The organism is Streptomyces sp. R21, assembly GCF_041051975.1.
Classification (GTDB): domain Bacteria; phylum Actinomycetota; class Actinomycetes; order Streptomycetales; family Streptomycetaceae; genus Streptomyces.
In genome coordinates this window covers 1886854-1906323 of sequence record NZ_CP163435.1, presented here as the reverse complement: position 1 = coordinate 1906323, position 19470 = coordinate 1886854, and the positions used below count along the sequence as shown (strand labels likewise).

Below are 19470 nucleotides of genomic sequence, written 5' to 3'. Positions count from 1 at the left end.
TGGGACACGGGCCCCGCCGCCGGGGCGGGGGTGGGGCAATCTGCGGTCATGGCGACGCGCGGGGGATGTGCGGTCAAGGGGTGTCTGGGCGTACTGATGGCGGCACTTGTGCTGGTGATCGGTGCGGTGGTGTGGCTCGGCACGGCTCCCGGCCGGTGGCAGGATCAGGCGCGCGACAACATGATGCAGGGCGTGGCCGCGTCGAAGAACCGGTTGGTGCGGGCGTCCGCCGACGGGACCCTGCTCGGCACCGAGATCCAGCGGGCCGTGCGGACGACGGGCAAGGGCGCCGTGGACATCCGGCGGCAGGGGTCCCGGGTGACGGTGACGGCGGAGTTCATGGGTATGGGCCCCGGGCTCGGCGGCAGCGGCGAGGCCACCGGCTGCTACCGCTTCGACATCGTGCCGCCTTCCGTCTCCGCCCACGAGATCTCCGAGAAGGTCTGCCGGGACCGGCCGTATGCGCCGGTGTTCCGGAGTCCGGCGGAGGTCGCCCAGGACGTCGTCGCGGAACTGCGTGCGGCGCTCTCCCGGGACGGGCTGACGGGTGTGCAGGACGCCGAGGTCTGGCAGACGTACGGCATCGACATCCAGGACCGCGAGACGAAGAGCGGCCAACTGGTCACCCTGGCTTGGTTGTTGAAGGGTCCGAGCCTTCGAGGCCGGGTCTGCTACGAGTTCCGTGTGCAGGACAAGCCCCGCACCGTCACCGCCAAGAAGCTGACGCAGGACGGCTGTTACCGCATCCGGCGCGCCGAGGAGGCGCGGCAGAAGGCCGCGCAGCGCGCCGAACTCGACGAGAGCGCCGGGAAGATCGAGCACCGCATCGACCACGCCCTCGCCGACGGAAGGCTGACCGACGGGGAGTTGGCGGACGCGCTCGCGCTGCCGAGGACGGACTCGATGGGCGGGCCCGCACACGATGACCCGGTGGCGGTTCCGGTCGGCGTGCGGAGGCCGTCCTCCGAGGTCGTCGTTCTCGCCAAGGTCAACGCCCTCCAGCAGACTGCGTGGAACGAGGGCTGCTACGAGTTCCGTGCCCGCCTCACGACGCGGTCCGTCACCCGCCGGGCGGTGGGGACGGACTGCCTCGGCAAGGCTCAGTGGCGGGCCGGTTCGGGCTGAACCGGCGCCTCTTCGCGCACCCCGAACCGGTCGTGCAGCCGCCGCAGCGGACCCGGTGCCCACCACGCCCGCCGCCCGAGCAGGGTCATCGTCGCCGGGACGAGCAGCATCCGTACGACGGTGGCGTCGATCAGCACCGCCAGGGTCAGGCCCAGGCCGATCTGGAGGATGGCGGAGAAGCCGCCGGTCATGAACGCGCCGAAGACGACGGCGAGCAGCAGGGCGGCGCAGGTCACCACGCGGCCGGAGCGGCGCAGGCCGGTCACCACGGCCTCGCGGTCGTCGCCGGTGCGCAGCCAGGTCTCGCGCATCCGGCCGAGGATGAACAGCTCGTAGTCCATGGCGAGCCCGAAGGCGATCGCGATGATCAGCGGCGGTGAGGTCAGGCTGAGCGCGCCCTGTCCTTCGGTGCCCAGCACTCCGGCGAGGTGCCCGTCCTGGAAGACCCACACCACCGCGCCGAGTGCGGCGCCCAGGCTGAGCAGGGTGGTCAGGAGGGTGCGCAGCGGGATGAGCAGCGAGCCGGTGAACGCGAACAGCAGGACGAGGATGCCGATCAGGACCGTGACGGCCGACCAGGGCACGCGGTCGGCGAGCATCGTGCGGAAGTCGACCAGTCGGGCGGCTGGGCCCGTGACCTGCACGGGTTCGCCGCCGCGCAGGTCTCGTACGTGCTTGACGAGATCGGTCGCCGCCTTGCCGTCGACGCTGCCGGTCGGCTGGAGATCGACCACCGTGCCGCCGTCCGTCAGCGGGCTCGTGCCGGTGGTCTGGGGCAGGGCGCGGATACGGGCGGCCATGTCCGCCGAGGTGCCGGGCTTGAGGACGACGGTCACCGGCGAGACCCCGGTGCCGGGCGGGAAGTGGGCGTTCACGGTGTCGTACAACCGCCGTGCCTCGGTGCTGGTACCCAACTGCTTCGCGTCCCCGAGGATGATCTTCATGCCGGTGGCCGGCAGCGCGAGGACGAGCAGGACGGGGACGACCACGGCCACGACCGCGAGCGGGCGGCGTGCCGAGAAGTGGGCGAGGCGGGCGAACACGCGGCCCTCCTCGCGGTCGGCCCTGGGCCGCGACGGGGCGATCTTCGCGCCGAACCGGGCTAGCAGCGCGGGCAGCAGGGTGAGGGCGGCGAGCATGTCGATGACGACGACGGAGGCCACCGCGAGGCCCATGCTGCGCAGGAACGTGCTGGGGAACACCAGCAGGCCGGTCAGGCTGACCGCGACCGTGAGCCCGGAGAACAGGACGATGCGTCCGGCTCGGTCGATGGTGCGCCGCACGGCCTCCACCACGTCGTCGGTGTTGCGGCGTTCCTCGCGGAAGCGGACCAGGATCAGCAGCGCGTAGTCGATCGCGAGGCCGAGCCCCAGCATCGTGGTCACCTGGATCGCGTACACGGAGATGTCCGTGACATGGCTGAAGCCGAACAGCGCCAGGAACGCGCCCGCGATGCCGCTGATAGCGATCACCAGCGGCAGCCCCGCGGAGCGCAGTCCGCCGAAGACGACGAGCAGCAGCACGAGCACGACCGGCAGGGAGATGAACTCGGCCTTCTTCACGTCCTCCTGGGCCCGCTCGCCGATCTGCTTGCCCAGCAACGGGCCTCCGCTGACGTGGACTTCGGGCGCCTCGATCTGCTTGATGCGCGCGGCGGCCGCATCCACCGCCCGCTCCTCCTCGTCGTCGGACAGGCCGCCTGCGAGGGTGACGGGGATGAGCAGGGCCTGGCCGTCCTCGGCGGTGAGTCCGCGGGTGGTGAACGGGTCGGGCACGGCCGCCACTCCGGTGATGGCGCGTACGTCGGCGACGGCGCGGGCGACCTGGGTGTGCAGCGCCGGGTCGGAGACCGCGGTGCCCTCGACGACGCCGGTGATCGACTCGCCGGTCCGGTCGACGCCGTCGAGGTACTGCGCGGCATGGTCCGACTCGGTGCCGGGGATGTTCGGCACCTCGTCGGAGAGGCGGCCGAAGACGCCCGTGCCGAGGCCGAAGCCGAGCAGGATGAAGAGCGTCCAGAGGCTGATGACGGTGAGCGGGCGACGGGTGGCCGCCCGGGTGATCGTGGCGAGCACGGTCCCTCCCGGCGATGGTCGTGGGTGTCGCCTTCAGGCTCGTGCCGCAGGGATGGCGAGCGGATCGCCGGGGGGAGCGGTTTCCGGGGCTCCCTCGCGCGAGGGATGCGGGCGCCCGGCTCACTCCTCGGAGGGAGTCGGCAAGCGCTCGGGGTCAGGGCGCGCCCGGCAGCACCAGGCCCGTCTCGTACGCGCAGATCACCGCCTGGACCCGGTCGCGCAGGCCGAGCTTGCCGAGCACGTTGCTGACATGGGTCTTGACGGTGTGTTCGCTGACGAAGAGCGTGGTCGCGATTTCCGAGTTGGTCAGCCCGCGGGCCAGCATCCGGAGGATCTCCTCCTCCCGCGCGGTGAGGACGTCCAGGCGCTGCGGGGTGACCTGGGCGGCGGCCTCCTCGCGGCGGCGCCGGACGACGTCCGCGACCAGCCGGCGCGTCACCGTCGGCGCGAGCAGCGAGTCGCCCGCCGCGACCACCCGCACGGCGTGCACCAGGTCGACGCGCCGGACGTCCTTGAGGAGAAAGCCACTTGCTCCCGCGTACAGCGCCTCGTACACGTACTCGTCCAGGTCGAAGGTGGTCAGCATGACGACCCGGCAGGTCGACTGAGCGCACACCTGACGAGCCGCCTCCAGGCCGTCCATGACCGGCATCCGGATGTCGAGGAGGGCCACGTCGGGCGCGTGCCGGTGCACCGCGGCGACGGCCTCGGCGCCGTCCCCCGCCTCGGCGACCACCTCGATGTCCTCCTGGGCCTCCAGAATCATGCTGAAGCCGCTGCGGACCAGCTCCTGGTCGTCGGCGACGACCACCCGGATGCTCACCCGAGGGCCGCCTGCCGTTCGGCCGCGACGGGCAGCCGTACGACGACACGGAAGCCGCCGTCGGGTCCGCGGCCGGTGTCGGCGCTGCCCCCGCAGGCCGTGGCCCGCTCCCGGATGCCGATCAGTCCGTGCCCGCCCGGCGTGTCCGCCGGGCCCTGCCCGTCATCGGTCACCGTGATCCTCAACTCGTGTGCCCCCCAATCGAGTTCGACCCTCGACAGGGAGGCGCCCGCATGCTTCACCGTATTGGTGAGGGCCTCCTGGACCACACGGTAGACGGCGACCTCGGCGTCCGGCTGCAAAGAGCCCGGCGGCCCGATGGTCCCCAGCGTGACGCGCAGGCCGGTGGAGTCCGAGACCTGACGGACCAGTTCGGCGAGTGCGGCGACGCCCGGCTGCGGCACGCGCGGCGAACCGCCGTCCTGCCGCTCCTCCTTGAGGACGCCGAGGATCCGCCGCAGCTGTGTCATCGCGTCGCGCCCGGCCCCCGCGATCGCCTCGAACGCCGCCTCGGCGCGCGCCGGATCGCTGCGCACGACGACCGGTCCGGCCTCGGCCTGCACCACCATCAGGCTGACCGCGTGGGCCAGGATGTCGTGCATGTCCCGGGCGATGCGGGCGCGCTCCTGGGTCAGCGCCCGCGCGGTGTCGGCGGCCCGCTCCCGCTCCAGCCGGCGGGCCCGGTCCTCCAGCGCGGCGGTGTAGGCGCGTTGGACACGGGCGAGCACTCCGAAGCTGTACGCGCTGACCATCGTGAGCAGTTGGAAGGCGTACTCGAAGGGCTGGGCGTCCTCCATGACGGACATGCTCGACGAGGCGCCGATCAGCCAGCAGACCAGCATGGCGCGCCGCTGCCAGGGTGGGCAGACCGCAGCGACCGTATAGAGGACGACCAGTCCGCCGTACGCCACGTCGGGCGGCGGCGCGTGATGCACGGCCATGGCGGTCGTGGCCGCCGATACCGCGCAGGCGCTGAGGAACGGCGCCCGGCGTCGCCACACCAGCGGCACCGCCGTGCCGACCGCGAGCAGGAAGCCCTGCCAGGTCAGCAGGTCGTCCCCCTCGTCGGGGAAGATCCACTGGAGGGAGGCCGCGAACAGCACCAGGGCGGCGAGCGCGGTGTCGACGGCGTACGGATTGGCCGTCCGCAGGCGTGCGAGGGCGGGCGTGAACCAGGGCTGAGCGGACATGAGCGGCTCCTCGGGCAAGGGCCGTCCCAGTATCGCGACCGGGGTACGGCGACGTCCTCACCGGTGCGAGGGATATCCGGGACCCTCTCAGGCCCTCCGGCACCCCGGGGCTCAGGTTTCCTTCGCCGGTTGCCAGCCCAGTGCCCGCGATATGCCGCGCGCCGCGAGCCGCAGCGCAGGGATCAACGCCGGTACCTGCGCGTCGCGTTCGGGCACCACGACCGACACGGCGGCGGCCACCGTACCGCCCGGGCCGCGCACCGGGGCAGCCACCGAAAGGGCGTCGTCGGTGACCTGACGGCTGCTCACCGCCACGCCGGTGCGCCGGACTTCGGCGAGCACGCGGCGCAGGCGGGACGGGTCGGTGATCGTGTGCGGGGTGAAGGAGGCGAGCGGCCGGTCGCAATAGGCGTCCTGGAAGGCCGGTTCGCCGTGCGCGAGGAGGGCGAGCCCCACGCCCGTCGCGTGCAGTGGCCAGCGGGCGCCGACGCGGATGTGCACGCCGACCGCGGAGCGCCCGGAGATCCACTCGATGTAGACGACCTCCGCGCCGTCGCGCACCGCCAACTGCACGTTCTCGTGCGTCGCTTCGTACAGGTCCTCCAGGTACGGCAGCGCGATCTGCCGCAGGGCGAGCCCGCGCGGGGCGAGCGCGGCGAGCTCCCACAGGCGCAGGCCCACGTGGTAGACGCCGTCCTCGTCGCGCTCCAGGGCGCCCCAGTCGGTGAGCGCGCCGACCAGCCGGTGGGTGGTGGTGAGGGTGAGTCCGGCCCGGCGGCTGATGTCCGACAGGCACAGCGCAGGGTGTCCGTGGTCGAAGGCGGCGAGCACGGCGAGCAGCCGGTCGGGCGCGGACAGGGTGGTCATGAGTCGAGTTCGGTCTCGGCGATCCGTTGCAGGAGCCCGTGCAGAGTCTCGGCCTCGGCGGGGTCGAGGGGCTGGAGCAGATCGTTGGTGACGCGCAGGCCCGCTTCGTCGGTGTCGCGCAGGAACGACCGGCCGTCCTGCGTCAGGACGACGATGCGGCTGCGGCGGTCGTCCGGCGAGGGGCGCCGCTCGGCGAAACCGAGCTTCTCCAGGTCGTCGACCAGGCCGACGATCGCGCTCGGGTCATAGCCGAGCCGGGTGCTCAGCTCCCGCTGGAGCGCGCCTTCGGAGGTGGCCAGGAAGCGCAGCAGCGCGTAGTGGCGCAGGCGCAGCCCCGACTCCTGCAGAAACGTGTTGAACAACTGACCCGAGCGCAGACCCAGCCGGTACAGGAGATAACCGGTGTCCGCGTGCAGCCCGCGCATCCACGGCTCCTGCGCGTCGATGGAGGCGGGGGTGGCGGCGTGCGGCTGGCGGGCGATGGCGGACTCCCTGGTCGTGGCCCCGGGCGGGGCGGTCCTGCGTGCTTCTCCGGTACGGAGTGACGTCCGTACGGGAACAGCATGGCGCACAAGTCGAACGGCAACAACTATTGACGTCAACAATTATTGTCCTTAGCTTCGATCTCGTACCCGCATCTGCTTCTGCATCTGTCTCCCGAAGGGACACCGTCGTGCCCAGCATCGATCTCACCGGCAAGGTCGCCGTCGTCACCGGCAGCGGCCGTGGCCTCGGCCTGGCCTACGCGCACGCTCTCGCCGCCGCCGGCGCCTCCGTGGTCGTCAACGACGTGGACGAGGCCGTCGCCGAGCAGGCCGTCAAGGCGATCACCGCGGCGGGCGGCACCGCCGTGGCCGAGGTGGTCCCGGTCGGCACCAGCGAGGCCGCCGACCGCCTGGTCAACCGCGCCGTGGAGGAGTTCGGACGGCTCGACATCCTGGTCACCAACGCGGGCATCCTGCGCGACAAGGTGCTGTGGAAGATGACCGACGACGACTTCGACGCGGTGATCACCACCCACCTCAAGGGCACCTTCACCTGCGCCCGCGCCGCCGCCGTACGGATGCGCGAGCAGGGCGAGGGCGGCAGCCTGATCCTGGTCGGTTCGCCGGCCGGGCAGCGCGGGAACTTCGGCCAGACGAACTATGCCGCCGCGAAAGCGGGCATCGCCGCCATGGCCCGCACCTGGTCGATGGAGCTCGGCCGGGCGGGCATCACCGTCAACGCGATCGTGCCGGTCGCCGCGACCGCGATGACCGAGACCATCCCCGCCTTCGCGCCCTACATCGAGGCCAACCGGGCGGGCGAGCCGCTGCCCGACTTCCTCCGCAAGGGCGAGGGCTTCGGCACCCCCGAGGACTGCGCGGCCCTGGTGCCCTTCCTCGCCTCGGAGGCCGCCCGCCAGGTCACCGGCCAGGCCATCGGCATCGGCGGCGACAAGGTGGCACTCTGGTCCCATCCGCAGGAGATCAAGGCGGCGTACGCGGACGGCGGCTGGACCCCGGACACCCTCGCCGACGTCTGGGCCACCTCGCTCGGCGCCGAGCCGCAGACCGTCGGGATCCCCGCGCCGAAGCTCCCGGAGGCGTGATGGACCCGAACGAACTGGTCGCGATCGACGTCCACACCCATGCGGAGGTCTCCTCCAAGGGCCACGCGTCGCTCGACGACGACCTGCACGACGCCTCCAGCGCCTACTTCAAGGTCGCGGGCAAGCGCAAGCCCACCCTGGAGGAGACGGCCGCCTACTACCGCGAGCGGAAGATGGCCGCGGTGATCTTCACGGTCGACGCCGAGTCCGCCACCGGCACCGAGCCCGTCCCCAACGAGGAGGTCGCCGAGGCGGCCGCCGCCAACCCGGACGTCCTCATCCCCTTCGCCTCCATCGACCCCTTCCGCGGCAAGGCCGGGGTCAAGCAGGCCCGCCGTCTGGTCGAGGAGTACGGGGTGAAGGGCTTCAAGTTCCACCCCAGCATCCAGGGCTTCTTCCCCAACGACCGCTCGGTGGCGTACGACCTCTACGAGGTGATCGAGGAGACCGGCACCATCGCGCTGTTCCACACGGGACAGACCGGGATCGGCGCCGGTGTCCCCGGCGGCGGCGGGATCCGCCTGAAGTACTCCAACCCGCTGCACGTCGACGACGTCGCCGCCGACTTCCCGCACCTCAAGATCATCCTGGCGCACCCGTCCTTCCCCTGGCAGGACGAGGCGCTCGCCGTCGCCACGCACAAGCCGGGCGTGCACATCGACTTGTCCGGCTGGTCGCCGAAGTACTTCCCGCCGCAGCTGATCCAGTACGCGAACACGCTGCTCAAGGACAAGGTGCTGTTCGGCTCCGACTACCCGGTCCTCACCCCGGACCGCTGGCTCGCGGACTTCGCCAAGCTGCCCATCAAGGACGAGGTCAGGCCGAAGATCCTCAAGGAGAACGCGGCCCGGCTGCTCGGGCTCGCGAAACCGTAACTCCCCGACTCGCAGAGGGGCGCAACGATGCGCAACGAGGGACTGGGGTCGTGGCCCGCACGCCGGGCCCGGAAGACCCCCCAACGCACCGCCCTGATTCACGGGGACACCGCGGTCACCTACGCGGAGCTGTACGCACGCACCACCCGCCTCGCCCACGCCCTGAAGGCCCGCGGCATCCGCCGGGGCGACCGGATCGCCTATCTGGGCCCCAACCACCCCTCGTACCTGGAGACGCTGTTCGCGGCGGGCACCCTGGGCGCGGTCTTCGTGCCGCTCAACACCCGCCTCGCCGGGCCCGAGATCGCCTACCAGCTCGCCGACTCGGGAGCCAGGGCCCTCGTCTACGCACCCGCGTTCGCCGGGCTCGTGGCCGGACTCCCGGGCAGCTCAGATGTCCGTACGTACGTCGAAGTGGGTGCCGAATACGAGGAGTTGGTGGCCTCGGCCGCCGACGAGCCGATCGACCAGCCCGTCACCGCGGACGACACCTGCATCATCATGTACACCTCGGGGACGACCGGGCGGCCCAAGGGCGCGATGCTCACGCACGGAAACCTGACCTGGAACGCGATCAACGTCCTCGTCGACCACGACCTGATCGCCGACGAACGTGCCCTGGTCTCCGCCCCGTTGTTCCACACGGCCGGGCTGAACATGCTCACCCTGCCCGTGCTGCTCAAGGGCGGTACCTGCGTCCTGGTCGAGGCCTTCGACCCGGCGGCCACCTTCGACCTGATCGAACAGCACCGGATCACCTTCATGTTCGGGGTGCCGACGATGTTCGACCAGGTGGCCAGGCACCCGCGCTGGGCCGACGCGGACCTGTCCTCGCTGCGGATCCTCACCTGCGGCGGCTCGCCCGTGCCGACCCCGCTGATCGCCGCCTACCAGCAGCGCGGGCTCACCTTCCTCCAGGGCTACGGCATGACGGAGGCCTCGCCCGGCACGCTGTTCCTGGACGCCGAGCACGCGACCAGCAAGGCGGGTTCGGCGGGCGTGCCGCACTTCTTCAGCGACGTGCGCGTGGTGCGCCCCGACCTCACACCGGCCGACGTCGGGGAGACCGGCGAGGTCGTCGTGCACGGGCCGCATGTCATGCCCGGATACTGGGGGCTGCCCGACGAGACGGCCGCCGTCCTCGCCGACGGCTGGTTCCGCAGCGGGGACGCCGCCCGCATCGACGAGGACGGCTACGTCTTCATCGTCGACCGCATCAAAGACATGATCATCTCGGGTGGGGAGAACATCTATCCCGCCGAGATCGAGGACCTGCTCCTCGGCCACCCCGACATCGTCGAATGCGCGGTCATCGGCGTGCCCGACGACAAGTGGGGCGAGGTGCCGCGCGCGGTGGTCGTCCCCCGCGAGGGCGTCGACCTCGACCCGGACGCCGTGCTCGCCTCGCTGGCCGGGCGCATCGCCAAGTACAAGATCCCCAAATCGGTGGTCGTCGCGGACGAGTTGCCGCGCACGGCCTCCGGAAAGCTCCTCAAGTCCCGGGTCCGCACCCGGTACGGCATCACCAACTCTTAGCTAAGGAACGGCACATGGGCATCACCGTCAACGGCCTCGACGAACTGAAGAAGCTCGCGGGCAGCGACCTCGGCACCAGCGAGTGGATCGAGGTCACCCAAGAGCGCATCGACACCTTCGCCGACGCCACCGGCGACCACCAGTGGATCCATGTCGACCCCGAGAAGGCCGCGGCGGGCCCGTTCGGCGCGCCCATCGCGCACGGCTATCTGACCCTGTCCCTCTTCATCCCGCTCTTCACCGAGCTGCTGGACGTCGAGGGCGTCTCCACCAAGGTCAACTACGGCCTGAACAAGGTGCGTTTCCCCGCGCCGGTGAAGGTCGGCTCGCGCGTCCGGCTGGTCGCCAAGCTCGCCTCGGTCGAGGACGTGCCGGGCGGCGTGCAGATCGCCGTCGACGGCGCGATAGAGATCGACGGCGGCGGGAAGCCCGCCGCCGTCCTGCAGAGCCTGTCACGCTTCTACGCCTGACGGCGGTCAACCGGCCTGCTCAGGGGATCAGTTCCCCGTACTCCTCTTTCGCAGGCTGGGGATCCTGGCTGGTGTCCCAGGTCTGGATCGCCGTGCCGAACTCGGTGGAGAACACCTCCGGGCGTCATGCACCGGCCGTCCATGTCGACGGTCTCGCCCCGAAGACTCCCTGCGTGGCGCGGATGTTCGCCCCGGACGACACGGTCCGGGGCGAGCTGCTGCGTGGTGACGGCGGCGGAGTGTGTGGGGCGCTGGTCGTTGGCTCCTTGCTCTGCTCACGTCCCTCCCAAGAAAGAGTGAATCCGTGAGGGCATGTCTCATGGGCCGATTTCCGTGCTCCATGTGTCCGTGCCGTGCGTATGGTGCCGCGGTCGTTACTTCTTTACGATCCCCCCACGGCGCTCGGTGACGCGAAAAGTACGCTTGGCGCGGTCAGTGGGGGGCGTGGGAAACATGGGTGACACATTGCCGGCTGCGGTTGATGAGCCGACCGGCCGGAACGGACTGAGGAGATGGTGTGCGAAGTTCGCTGCATACCTGCTCCTTGTGCCTGCGGTGATCAGTTACGCCGTGTCGCGCTACTGGCTTGATGGCGGAGAGTTTCACAATGCTGCCGCAGCGCTTGGCGAATCCTTCCTCGTGGCTGCCGTTCTGGCCGTCAGCGGAGATTTCTACCTCAAGTACAAGCTGTACGAGGCCGCTGAGAGGAAAAGTCTGGGGCAGCAGGTCGGTGAGATGTTCGGGTTTCTCGATCCGAATCAGCCACAGCAGCTCCAGGACGCCGTGATGGAGTTCTCGGAGGGGAAGTCCTATCTGAGGTCGTCCCACTGGCATGTGGCCTTCGACTGGGAGGGACCCGACGTCCTTCGGCTGAACATCACGGTCATCCAGGACGGGCGTTCCATCGGCAGGGACGGGTTGAGGTTCATCAAGCCGCCGTGGATTCTCAGGTCCGTGGACGGGTTCCCGTCCGCCTTCACCTACTACGGGCTGAGCTGCCCGCAGAGTCGCGTGCGTGTCGACGAGGGGGAAGAAGTCATCCGCTCCTACGCGCTCCCGTTTCGCGAGGACGACAGCCGCGTCTCCCTCAATCAGGCTCGGCTCATCGCCGAGAAGAGTCCCCAAGAGGTGATCGCCCGCGGGCACGACTTCACGGCGCGGCGAAGTGCCCGTATGTATCGGCATGCCACTGATTACGTGCCGCTGTCCCACGGGGCGTTCGCGATCGACGTCCACCTCGAACTCTCCGGCTCCGCCTTGCAGGATCTGACGGTCTCCGCGTTCACGCCGAAGAGCTCCGTGGGCGATCAGGAGCGGGTGTTCCAGGCTGCCGAGGGCGGGACCAGGGAAGTCGTCTGGCACAACGTGACACCGAACCAGGCGACGATCGTGAGTTGGCGGCGCAAGAGCGACGCGCTGACCTGAATGAGGCAGGACGAGCGTGGCGACGGCGAACCTCTTCAACGTCGCCGTGTCCGGCCGGCCGGACACGCGAGCGGGTGCCTGACGCTTCGTCAGCCACCCGCCACGTCGACGAATATGGGGTTCGCATAGAACCATGTATCGGCCCACGGGTCACCGTTGCCGGGCTCGTGCGGGATCGGCCCGTGCGGGTCGACCGTGGCACCGAGGTAGCCCGCACCGTGCCGGTTGCCGTCGCTGCCGCGCAGCCGGACGTAGAAGGACTCGTCCCCGGCGGTCAGCGGGATGCGCAGGGTGTACGTCCCCTTGCGGCCGCTCACGTCCTGGGTGTGCACGACCCGGGTGTCGGGTGCGCGCCACGCGTCACGGTCGGTGGCGGGCCCGCGCACCGCGCCGCGGATCACGTCGACATGGGCCAACTCCGGCAGGATTCCCTGCGGGTTGGGGCGCGAGGCCGTCGTCACGGTGACGGACAGGGTGAGCTTCTCGCCCTTGCGGACGCGCAACCGGCCGCCGAGGGTCACACCCGGCCCGAAGTCGCAGTCGCGCTTGATCCGCACGTCGAGCCCGTCCAGCAGATGCCCGTGGTCGAGCCAGACGCGGCCCGCGCGCATCCCGGCCATCACCGCGCGGTATCCGTAGCGGGTCACACCGACATGGGTGCGGCTGAACTCGCCGGGCCAGAAGTCGCTGCCCGGCTGCGGGGTGTCGGTGTTCACCGGGTCGGGCAGCTTGCCGGTGTTGTCGAAGTTCTGCCCGGCAGGCCAGTCGCCGTTCTTCCAGGTGTCGAAGACGGTCCGGTGGTTGTCGGAGTTGGTGGTGATCGAGAACAGCCGGCCCTCGGCCAGCATCGAGTCCCACAGCCCGCCGACGGTCGCCGTCGCCCAGTCGAAGCCGCCGTACGTCAGATACGCGTCCGCCGGATAGCCCGACCACGACTGCGCCGACGGCTTGTTCTCGTACTCGCCGCGGATCGACGTCGTACCGCGCCAGCCGGGGATGGCCGCGCCCTGGGCACCGGGCGCGCCCTCCATGCCGATCACGATCTCGGGTGCCGCGTCACGCCAGTTGCGCATCTCGTGCGGCGAGTCGATGCCCAGGCGCAGCGGATGGTTGGCGAGGACGAGGACGTCGTCGACGTACCCGGTGCGGCGCTGCTCGGCGAGCCACTGGATGGCCTTGACGGCGTGTGCCTCGTTGCGTGCCGTGTCGGGGCTGCCCGCGGACCCTTCCGCGTAGCCGAGCAGCTTGCCGTCGTAGGCGAGTTCGAACTGCGTGAGCAGGTCCACCTCGTGCGGGCCGGGCGCGGCGAACACCGTGGCGTGCTCGGCGGCCGGGATGTACCACTCCAGGCCCTGGAAGATCAGCTGGCGCGGGTTCTCGGCGCGCGCCTTGAGGATCTCCTGGTGCTCCAGCTTCGCGCCGTAGTGGGCGTGCCCGAAGTTGGAGTGCTCGTTGAAGACCATCCAGTCCAGGCCGTAGCGGGCACCGGCCCGGGCGAGCTGGGAGAACAGGTACTTCGCGTCGTGGCTGTAGACGGAGTGCACGTGGTGGTCGCCGACGAGGTAGGCGAGGCGCGGGTCGTCGCCGCCGAATCCCCGCCCGGCCGCGGCGGCGGGGGCCGCCGCGGAACCGAGGGCGAAGGCCGCGCCGAACAGGCCTGCGCTGCGCAGGAGATGACGCCGGGAGGTGCCCTGGGCGTCGAGGGAGGCGGGGGAGACGGACGGGTCGGCCCAGGAGGGCAGCTGCTGCTCGGTCATGGTTGGTGCGTCCCTGGAGGTCTCGGAAGTCTCAGTGGTTCATGAACGACGTGACGGGCAGGGCGCGTTGGACGATCCGGACGTCGCCGAGCCGTCCGTGCAGGATCTGGTCGATCCGGCCCGCGTACTCGTAGCCGCCGAGGAGCCACGGCAGCCCGACCGAGGCGAGGCCGACCGCGACCGCCTTCGGGTTGCGGACGGTCGGGCAGCCCTCGACGTAGAGCGTGGTGTGCTTGCCTTCGCTGACGACCGCGAGGTGCCACCAGGTCTCCAGGGGCGTTTCCTGGCCCCAGTTGGTGGCGATGCCCTCCTGGTTGAGCGGTCGTGCGGCCCACTGCGGCTCGCGGTCGTTGGAGAGCGAGAGTGTGGCGAGCGGTTCGTCGGGGTCGTCACCGGTCTTGCCCGCCGCGCCGCCCGTGCCGGTGCGGCTCACGATGCCGGACCAGGCGTGGTGGTCCGGGTCCCAGTCGGCGGGCAGTCGGTAGAACGCCTCGATGGTGTAACCGTTCCCGAACGTTGCGGAGTTGAGCGGCGCGCCGTCGACGGTGCGCAGGTACGCGCCCTTCAGCGGGGACTTGAAGCCCTGGAACTCCAGGCTGCCGTGGCCGGGCTGGTCGGGGTGGTGGTCGGACGACCAGTTCAGCGAGCCGCCGCCGACGGTGAGCAGTGTGAGGTCGTTCCCGCGCCCGGAGAGGTCGCGGACCGTGCCGGTCACGGCGGCGCCGTCGGCGTGACCGTCGAAGCGCCAGTAGGCGACGGTGCCGGGGACGAGCATCTTCGCCGCGGGCCGCGACGGGCGCGCGGGCGCCGGGGCGAAGCCGGAAAAGCGCTCCTCGAAGTCGATCGGCACCGAGAACCGGTCGGCGTCACCGCTGAGTTCGATCTCCTGCCGCTCCAGCTCGTTGAGCCCCTTCGCAGCCCGGCCCAGGATCCAAGGCGAGATCGTCTCGACGTCGATGACGTTCCGGTCCAGGTCGAAGCGGTAGAGCCGGATCATCGCCGCGCCGCCGAAATACCGGTTCTGATAGTTCGTCAGATGGAGGTGGACGTCATGTCCGGCCGTGTTCCTGCGTGTTGCGCGGGCGGCGGGCCAGTAGTGGCCGTTGAGGGTGAGGAAGATCTGGTCGTGGTCCGCCACGAGGCGGTCCCACAGCTGCTGGCCGTAGGCCGACAGGGTGTCGTCCTCGACGACCAGCTCGTGCGTCGTGAGGATCACCGGTGTCGTCGGATGCTGCGCGAGGACGTCCTTCGCCCACGCGTAACCCGCCGCCGACAGCCGCCAGTCCAGCGCGAGCACCATCCACTGCCGCCCGCCCGCCTCGAAGAGGTGGAAGGTGTTGTAGCCGTCCGAGGAGGCGCCCCCGAACGTGGCCGCGCCCTTGAACCGCTTCGGCCCGAAGGTGTCCAGGTACGGCGTCGCGCCGCGCCCGTCGTCGGTGGAGGACCGTACGTCGTGGTTGCCGGCGAGGACGCTGTAGCCGACGCCCCGCCGGTCCAGCGGCCGGAAGGCGTCTCCGATCGCCGCGAACTCCTCCTTCGCGCCGTTCTGCGTGAGATCGCCGAGGTGGGACAGGAAGACGATGTTCTCGTCCTTCCCGTGCTCGAGGAGATAGCGCAGGGATGCCTCGACGGGGGTCTTGTCGATGCTCGGACCGTCGAAGAGGTACTGGGTGTCGGGCATCACGGCGACCGTGAAGCGACGGCTTTCCGGGTCGGGCCGCCTGCTGCTCGCGCTCGCGGGAGCCGCCTCGGCCACGGTGGGCAGTGCGACCCCGGCCGTGGCGGCGGCGCCGAGCAGCGCCGTGGCCCTGAGGAAACTGCGTCTTGCGGCACCGGCCTGCTCGGCCTCGCCCTGGTTCTGGTCATGCGAAGTACACACGTGTGCTCCGTGAGAGGTGACGTAAGGGGAAAGGCGCGGGGGGTTCGCGGGGAGATCAGAGAACGCGCAGGGTCCAGCTCCAGCGGTGGACGCCCGGGGGGATGCGGTACGAGGGGGAGGTGTCGGGGCCGCACGACGCCGTGCCCAGCCCCCGGTGGGCCGCGTCGAGGTGCACCACGCACCCGGAGCGCGGCACCAGCTCGTCGTGGTGCGAGGCGGCCGTCAGGTCCTCGGCGCGGTGGTGGGTGACGGAGACCTGGAGCGGTCCGGCCGGCTCGACCGCGAGACCGGTGGCGTCCGGCGCCGACAGCGTGAACCGCCGTACGCCATGCCGGCCGCCGCTCTCCTGCGGGCGCAGATAGGGGGTGAACAACTCGTCCACGGGGAGGGAGTGATGGCCGACCGGTGCCCCGGCACAGCGGTCCGGATAGGACTCCCAAGGGCCCTGCCCGTACCACTCCAGCAGATCGAGGCCCGCGACCGTCTCGAACACCGAGCCGACCCGCGCCACGTCGTCGAACACGTCCGGCAGCTCGGCCGACTCCTCGACATGGAGACCGCCGTCGACCGGCGTGAACACCTGCCGGTGGTGGACGACGCCGAGCAGACCGGCGTACTCGGCGTCCACGGTCACCCGGCCGCCGTCATGGCGCACCGAGACGACCTTGCGGACGAGCGTGTCGAGACCCCACTTCCGCCAGCGCGAGGCCATGCCGCCGAGCTCGTCGTTGTCGGTGGGCGCCCGCCACAGGGACAGCACGGGCGGGGCCGTGAGCAGGGGATGGACGAGCAGGCCGTCCTCGTCGACCGGGACAGTGCGGTCGACCGGCGGGGCGGCCGGGGCTCCCGGACCGGCCGCCCGCAACCGCACCTGCGGTACACACACTTCGGTGCCGCAGGCCGCCCATGCCTCGTCCCGCGCCGTCCTCACCCGCAGCGTCAGCCAGGCCTCGCCCCCGTCGTCGGGGAGCGCGAACGGCAGCGGCACCACGGCCGAGGCGCCGGGCGCCACCTCGGGCAGGTCGGCCGGGGCAGTCAGGGTGCCGCCGTCCGCGAGCGACAGCTCCCACTCGGCGGCCAGCCACTCCAGCCCCCGGAAGTGCTGGTGGTTGCGGAGGACGAGAAGCCCGTTGTCGTACGACAGCCGCAGCGGCGCCGCGATCTCCCGGTGCTCGTACAGCACCGGCTTTGGCGTGCGGTCGGGGAAGACCACTCCGTCGGCGATGAAGGCGCCGTCGTGGAGTGTCTCGCCGAAGTCGCCGCCGTACGCCCAGCGATGGCCGGGGGCCGCGACACCGTTGTCATACAGCCCGGCGCCACCGCGCCCGGCCGGTCTTCCGTCGTTCACACGCTGGAGAATGCCGTGGTCCCAGAACTCCCAGATGAAACCGCCCTGAAGCCCCGGGGTCGACTCGATGGCCGCCCAGGTGTCGGCGAGCGTGCCGTTGCTGTTGCCCATGGCGTGCGAGTACTCGCACTGGACGATCGGCTTGGTCTGCCTGCCGGAGCGGGCGTGGGCGACGCAGTCCTCGATGGGCGCGTACATCGGGCAGGCGATGTCGGAGGCGACCGAGGGGTCGGCCCAGTCGAGCTTGGCCGCGCCCTCGTACTGGAGCGGCCGGGTCGGGTCGTGGCGGCGCAGCCAGCCCGCGGCCGCGTCGTGGTTGGCGCCGTAGTCGGACTCGTTGCCCAGCGACCAGATGATCACCGAGGGGTGGTTGCGGTCCCGCAGGACCATCCGCGAGACCCGGTCCACGAAGGCGCCGAGATAGCGCGGATCGTCGGCGATCTCGTGGGCGTGGTCGTGCGCCTCGATGTCCGCCTCGTCCACGACGTAGAAGCCCAGCTCGTCGGCGAGGTCGTAGAGCGCCGGGTCGTTCGGGTAGTGGGCGGTGCGGATGGCGTTGAACCCGAAGCGCTTGAGCAGCGCCAGGTCCGCGCGCATGTCGTCGTACGACACCGTCCTGCCCGTCAGCGGATGGAAGTCGTGCCGGTTGACGCCCCGGATGTAGACCCGCTCGCCGTTGACCAGCAGGTCCCGGCCGCGGATCGCGACGTCGCGGAAGCCGACCAGATGGTGCGAGGTGTCGCAGACGGAGCCGTCGGCGCGGTGCAGGCGCAGGGTCAGGTCGTACAGCTCGGGCGTCTCAGCCGTCCAGGGGCGGACGTCGGGGACGACCGCGGTGAGCCGGGCCTCGCCGAGGAAGTCGGAGACCCGGCCGTCCTCGGTGTTGAGACGGTCGAACTCCGTGTCCTGGGCGAGGAGTTGGCTCTCCAGGGCGCCGGTGACGTACCACCCGGAAGGCAGCGCGCCCGCCGCGTGCCGCACCTGGCAGTCGACCCGCAGCTCACCGTCGTGGCGCGCCCGCACCGCCACGTCCGCGAGGTACAGCGGATCGGTCGCGTACAGCAGCACCGAGCGGGTGATCCCGCCGTGCCACCACTGGTCCTGGTCCTCGATGTGCGAGGCGTCCGACCACTTGACGACGGTGAGCCGCAGGGTGGCGCACTGCCCGGGGCGTACGACGGCGGAGAGGTCGAACTCGGCCGCGAGGTGCGAGTCCTTGGAGATGCCGACCGGGCGTCCGTCCACATGGACGAGGAGCACGCTCTCGGCGGCCCCGACCTGGAGCACGATCCGGCGTCCGGCCCACTCGGCGGGGACGTCCACCTCCCGCTCGTACACGCCCGTCGGGTTCGCGGCGGGGGAGTGGGGCGGGAACTCGCCCCACGGCATGCGGAAGTTGGTGTACTGGGGCAGGTCGTCGGTGTCCTGCATGGTCCAGGCGCCGGGCACCTGCGCCGAGGACCACTCGGGGCCCGGCTCCGCGAAGGGGCTCGCCAGGAGCTGGAAGCGCCAGTCGCCGTCGAGGGACAGCGCCCGCCCGCGCCGGTCGACGGCGTGCATCGGCAGCCGCCCCCAGGAGGTCACCTCGGGCGCCTCCCAGGGGCGCAGCGCGAGCAGCGGATCGGCGGCCGGGGTACCACCGGTCAGGGGAGTGCCGGACATCAGCGGATGGCCCCCTTGCCGAGATCCGCGATGATCTGCTTGGCGCCGATCGCGAAGACGATCAGCAGCGGGACCAGGGCGAGCAGCGCGCCCGTCATGACCATTCCGTAGTCGGTGGTGCCATGGGTGCCGTTGAGCTGGGACAGGGCGACCTGAAGGGTCACGTTGTCCGGGTTGGTGAGGGCGATCAGCGGCCAGGCGTAGTCGTTCCACTGGCCCATGAACGTGAAGATGCCGAGGAAGGCGAGGCCCGGCCGGACGACCGGCAGCGCCACGTGCCAGTACTGGCGCAGGAATCCGGCGCCGTCCAGCTTCGAGGCGTCGAGCAGTTCGTCGTGGATCGCGTTCTTCATGTACTGGCGCATCCAGAAGATGCCGAACGCGTTGGCCGCGGCCGGAACGATCAGCGCGGTCATCGAACCGATCCAGCCGATCTTCGCCATGATCACGAACTGCGGGATGGCCTGGAGCTGCGCCGGCACCATGAAGATCGCCATCATCAGCGCGAACAGCACCTTGCGGCCCGGGAACTCGAACTTGGCGAAGACGAAGGCGGCCAGTGAGTCGAAGAACAGGACCAGGAAGGTCACCGTCACCGCGACCAGCAGCGAGTTCCACATCGACCCGAAGAAGTCGATGGCGTCGAAGAGATGGCGGACGTTCTCCAGGAAGTGCGAGCCCGGCAGCAGTTTCGGCGGGTAGGAGAAGATCTCCGACGACGAGTGCGTCGACATGATCACGGCCCAGTAGAACGGGAAGGCCGAGAGGAGGACGCCGAGGATCAGCGTCGCGTGCAGTCCGATGCTCCTGCGCAGGGAGCCCTTGATGGATGCCATGGTGACCGGCC

15 protein-coding genes are annotated in these 19470 nt (G+C 70.7%); 6 read left to right on the top strand and 9 right to left on the bottom strand.

All coding sequences use genetic code 11. The annotated features are described in order from the left end of the window. Positions 1 to 48 precede the first annotated feature (48 nt). Positions 49 to 1125 carry a hypothetical protein gene (locus tag AB5J56_RS08785; RefSeq protein ID WP_369231713.1) on the top strand — a complete coding sequence of 359 codons (1077 nt, stop codon included), beginning with the start codon at positions 49 to 51 and terminating at the stop codon, positions 1123 to 1125. Here AB5J56_RS08785 and AB5J56_RS08780 read toward each other — a convergent pair. The 5 genes from AB5J56_RS08780 to AB5J56_RS08760 form a co-directional block, all read right to left on the bottom strand. Then, complete coding sequence (locus tag AB5J56_RS08780; RefSeq protein ID WP_369231711.1) at positions 1101 to 3200, bottom strand: MMPL family transporter; 2100 nt, start codon at positions 3198 to 3200, stop codon at positions 1101 to 1103. The genes AB5J56_RS08785 and AB5J56_RS08780 overlap by 25 nt on opposite strands. A gap of 154 nt (positions 3201 to 3354) precedes the next feature. Beyond that, on the bottom strand, positions 3355 to 4023 hold the full coding sequence (locus AB5J56_RS08775; RefSeq protein WP_369231709.1) for a response regulator: 669 nt from the start codon (positions 4021 to 4023) through the stop codon (positions 3355 to 3357). Further along, on the bottom strand, positions 4020 to 5213 hold the full coding sequence (locus AB5J56_RS08770; protein WP_369231707.1) for a sensor histidine kinase: 1194 nt from the start codon (positions 5211 to 5213) through the stop codon (positions 4020 to 4022). Before AB5J56_RS08770 ends, AB5J56_RS08775 begins: the two co-directional genes overlap by 4 nt. A gap of 111 nt (positions 5214 to 5324) precedes the next feature. Beyond that, positions 5325 to 6080: an IclR family transcriptional regulator gene (locus tag AB5J56_RS08765; RefSeq protein WP_369231705.1), complete on the bottom strand. Its 756-nt coding sequence runs from the start codon at positions 6078 to 6080 to the stop codon at positions 5325 to 5327. After that, positions 6077 to 6505 carry a MarR family winged helix-turn-helix transcriptional regulator gene (locus AB5J56_RS08760; RefSeq protein WP_369242447.1) on the bottom strand — a complete coding sequence of 143 codons (429 nt, stop codon included), beginning with the start codon at positions 6503 to 6505 and terminating at the stop codon, positions 6077 to 6079. The genes AB5J56_RS08765 and AB5J56_RS08760 overlap by 4 nt, the downstream gene beginning before the upstream one ends. 248 nt (positions 6506 to 6753) lie before the next feature. On the opposite strand from AB5J56_RS08760, the gene AB5J56_RS08755 reads away from it, so the two are divergent. The 5 genes from AB5J56_RS08755 to AB5J56_RS08735 all read left to right on the top strand — a co-directional run bounded on the left by AB5J56_RS08755 (position 6754) and on the right by AB5J56_RS08735 (position 11977). Next, entirely contained in the window at positions 6754 to 7671 is a 918-nt protein-coding gene (locus AB5J56_RS08755; RefSeq protein WP_369231703.1) for an SDR family NAD(P)-dependent oxidoreductase, read from the top strand. Further along, positions 7671 to 8546, top strand: a complete 876-nt coding sequence (locus tag AB5J56_RS08750; RefSeq protein WP_369231701.1) for an amidohydrolase family protein — start codon at positions 7671 to 7673, stop codon at positions 8544 to 8546. Before AB5J56_RS08755 ends, AB5J56_RS08750 begins: the two co-directional genes overlap by 1 nt. Before the next feature lie 27 nt (positions 8547 to 8573). Next, a complete protein-coding gene (gene menE, locus AB5J56_RS08745) occupies positions 8574 to 10082 on the top strand; it encodes an o-succinylbenzoate--CoA ligase (protein ID WP_369231699.1) in 1509 nt (502 codons plus the stop codon). 14 nt (positions 10083 to 10096) lie between these two features. Then, positions 10097 to 10552, top strand: a complete 456-nt coding sequence (locus AB5J56_RS08740) for a MaoC family dehydratase (protein ID WP_369231697.1) — start codon at positions 10097 to 10099, stop codon at positions 10550 to 10552. Between the two features lie 453 nt (positions 10553 to 11005). Then, positions 11006 to 11977, top strand: coding sequence for a hypothetical protein (locus AB5J56_RS08735; RefSeq protein ID WP_369231695.1), 972 nt, complete (start codon positions 11006 to 11008; stop codon positions 11975 to 11977). Positions 11978 to 12066: 89 nt separating this feature from the next. On the opposite strand, the gene AB5J56_RS08730 is transcribed toward AB5J56_RS08735, so the two are convergent. Genes AB5J56_RS08730 through AB5J56_RS08715 form a run of 4 tightly spaced genes read right to left on the bottom strand, consistent with a single transcriptional unit; the run spans position 12067 to position 19459 of the window. Next, positions 12067 to 13734, bottom strand: coding sequence for a histidinol-phosphatase (locus AB5J56_RS08730; RefSeq protein ID WP_369231693.1), 1668 nt, complete (start codon positions 13732 to 13734; stop codon positions 12067 to 12069). Positions 13735 to 13765: 31 nt separating this feature from the next. Further along, entirely contained in the window at positions 13766 to 15613 is a 1848-nt protein-coding gene (locus AB5J56_RS08725; RefSeq protein ID WP_369231691.1) for a LamG-like jellyroll fold domain-containing protein, read from the bottom strand. Positions 15614 to 15668: 55 nt separating this feature from the next. Further along, positions 15669 to 18623: a glycoside hydrolase family 2 TIM barrel-domain containing protein gene (locus AB5J56_RS08720; RefSeq protein WP_369231690.1), complete on the bottom strand. Its 2955-nt coding sequence runs from the start codon at positions 18621 to 18623 to the stop codon at positions 15669 to 15671. Then, positions 18623 to 19459 (bottom strand): carbohydrate ABC transporter permease, encoded by an 837-nt coding sequence (locus AB5J56_RS08715; protein ID WP_369231688.1) that lies wholly within the window; start codon positions 19457 to 19459, stop codon positions 18623 to 18625. The genes AB5J56_RS08720 and AB5J56_RS08715 overlap by 1 nt, the downstream gene beginning before the upstream one ends. Positions 19460 to 19470 lie beyond the last annotated feature (11 nt).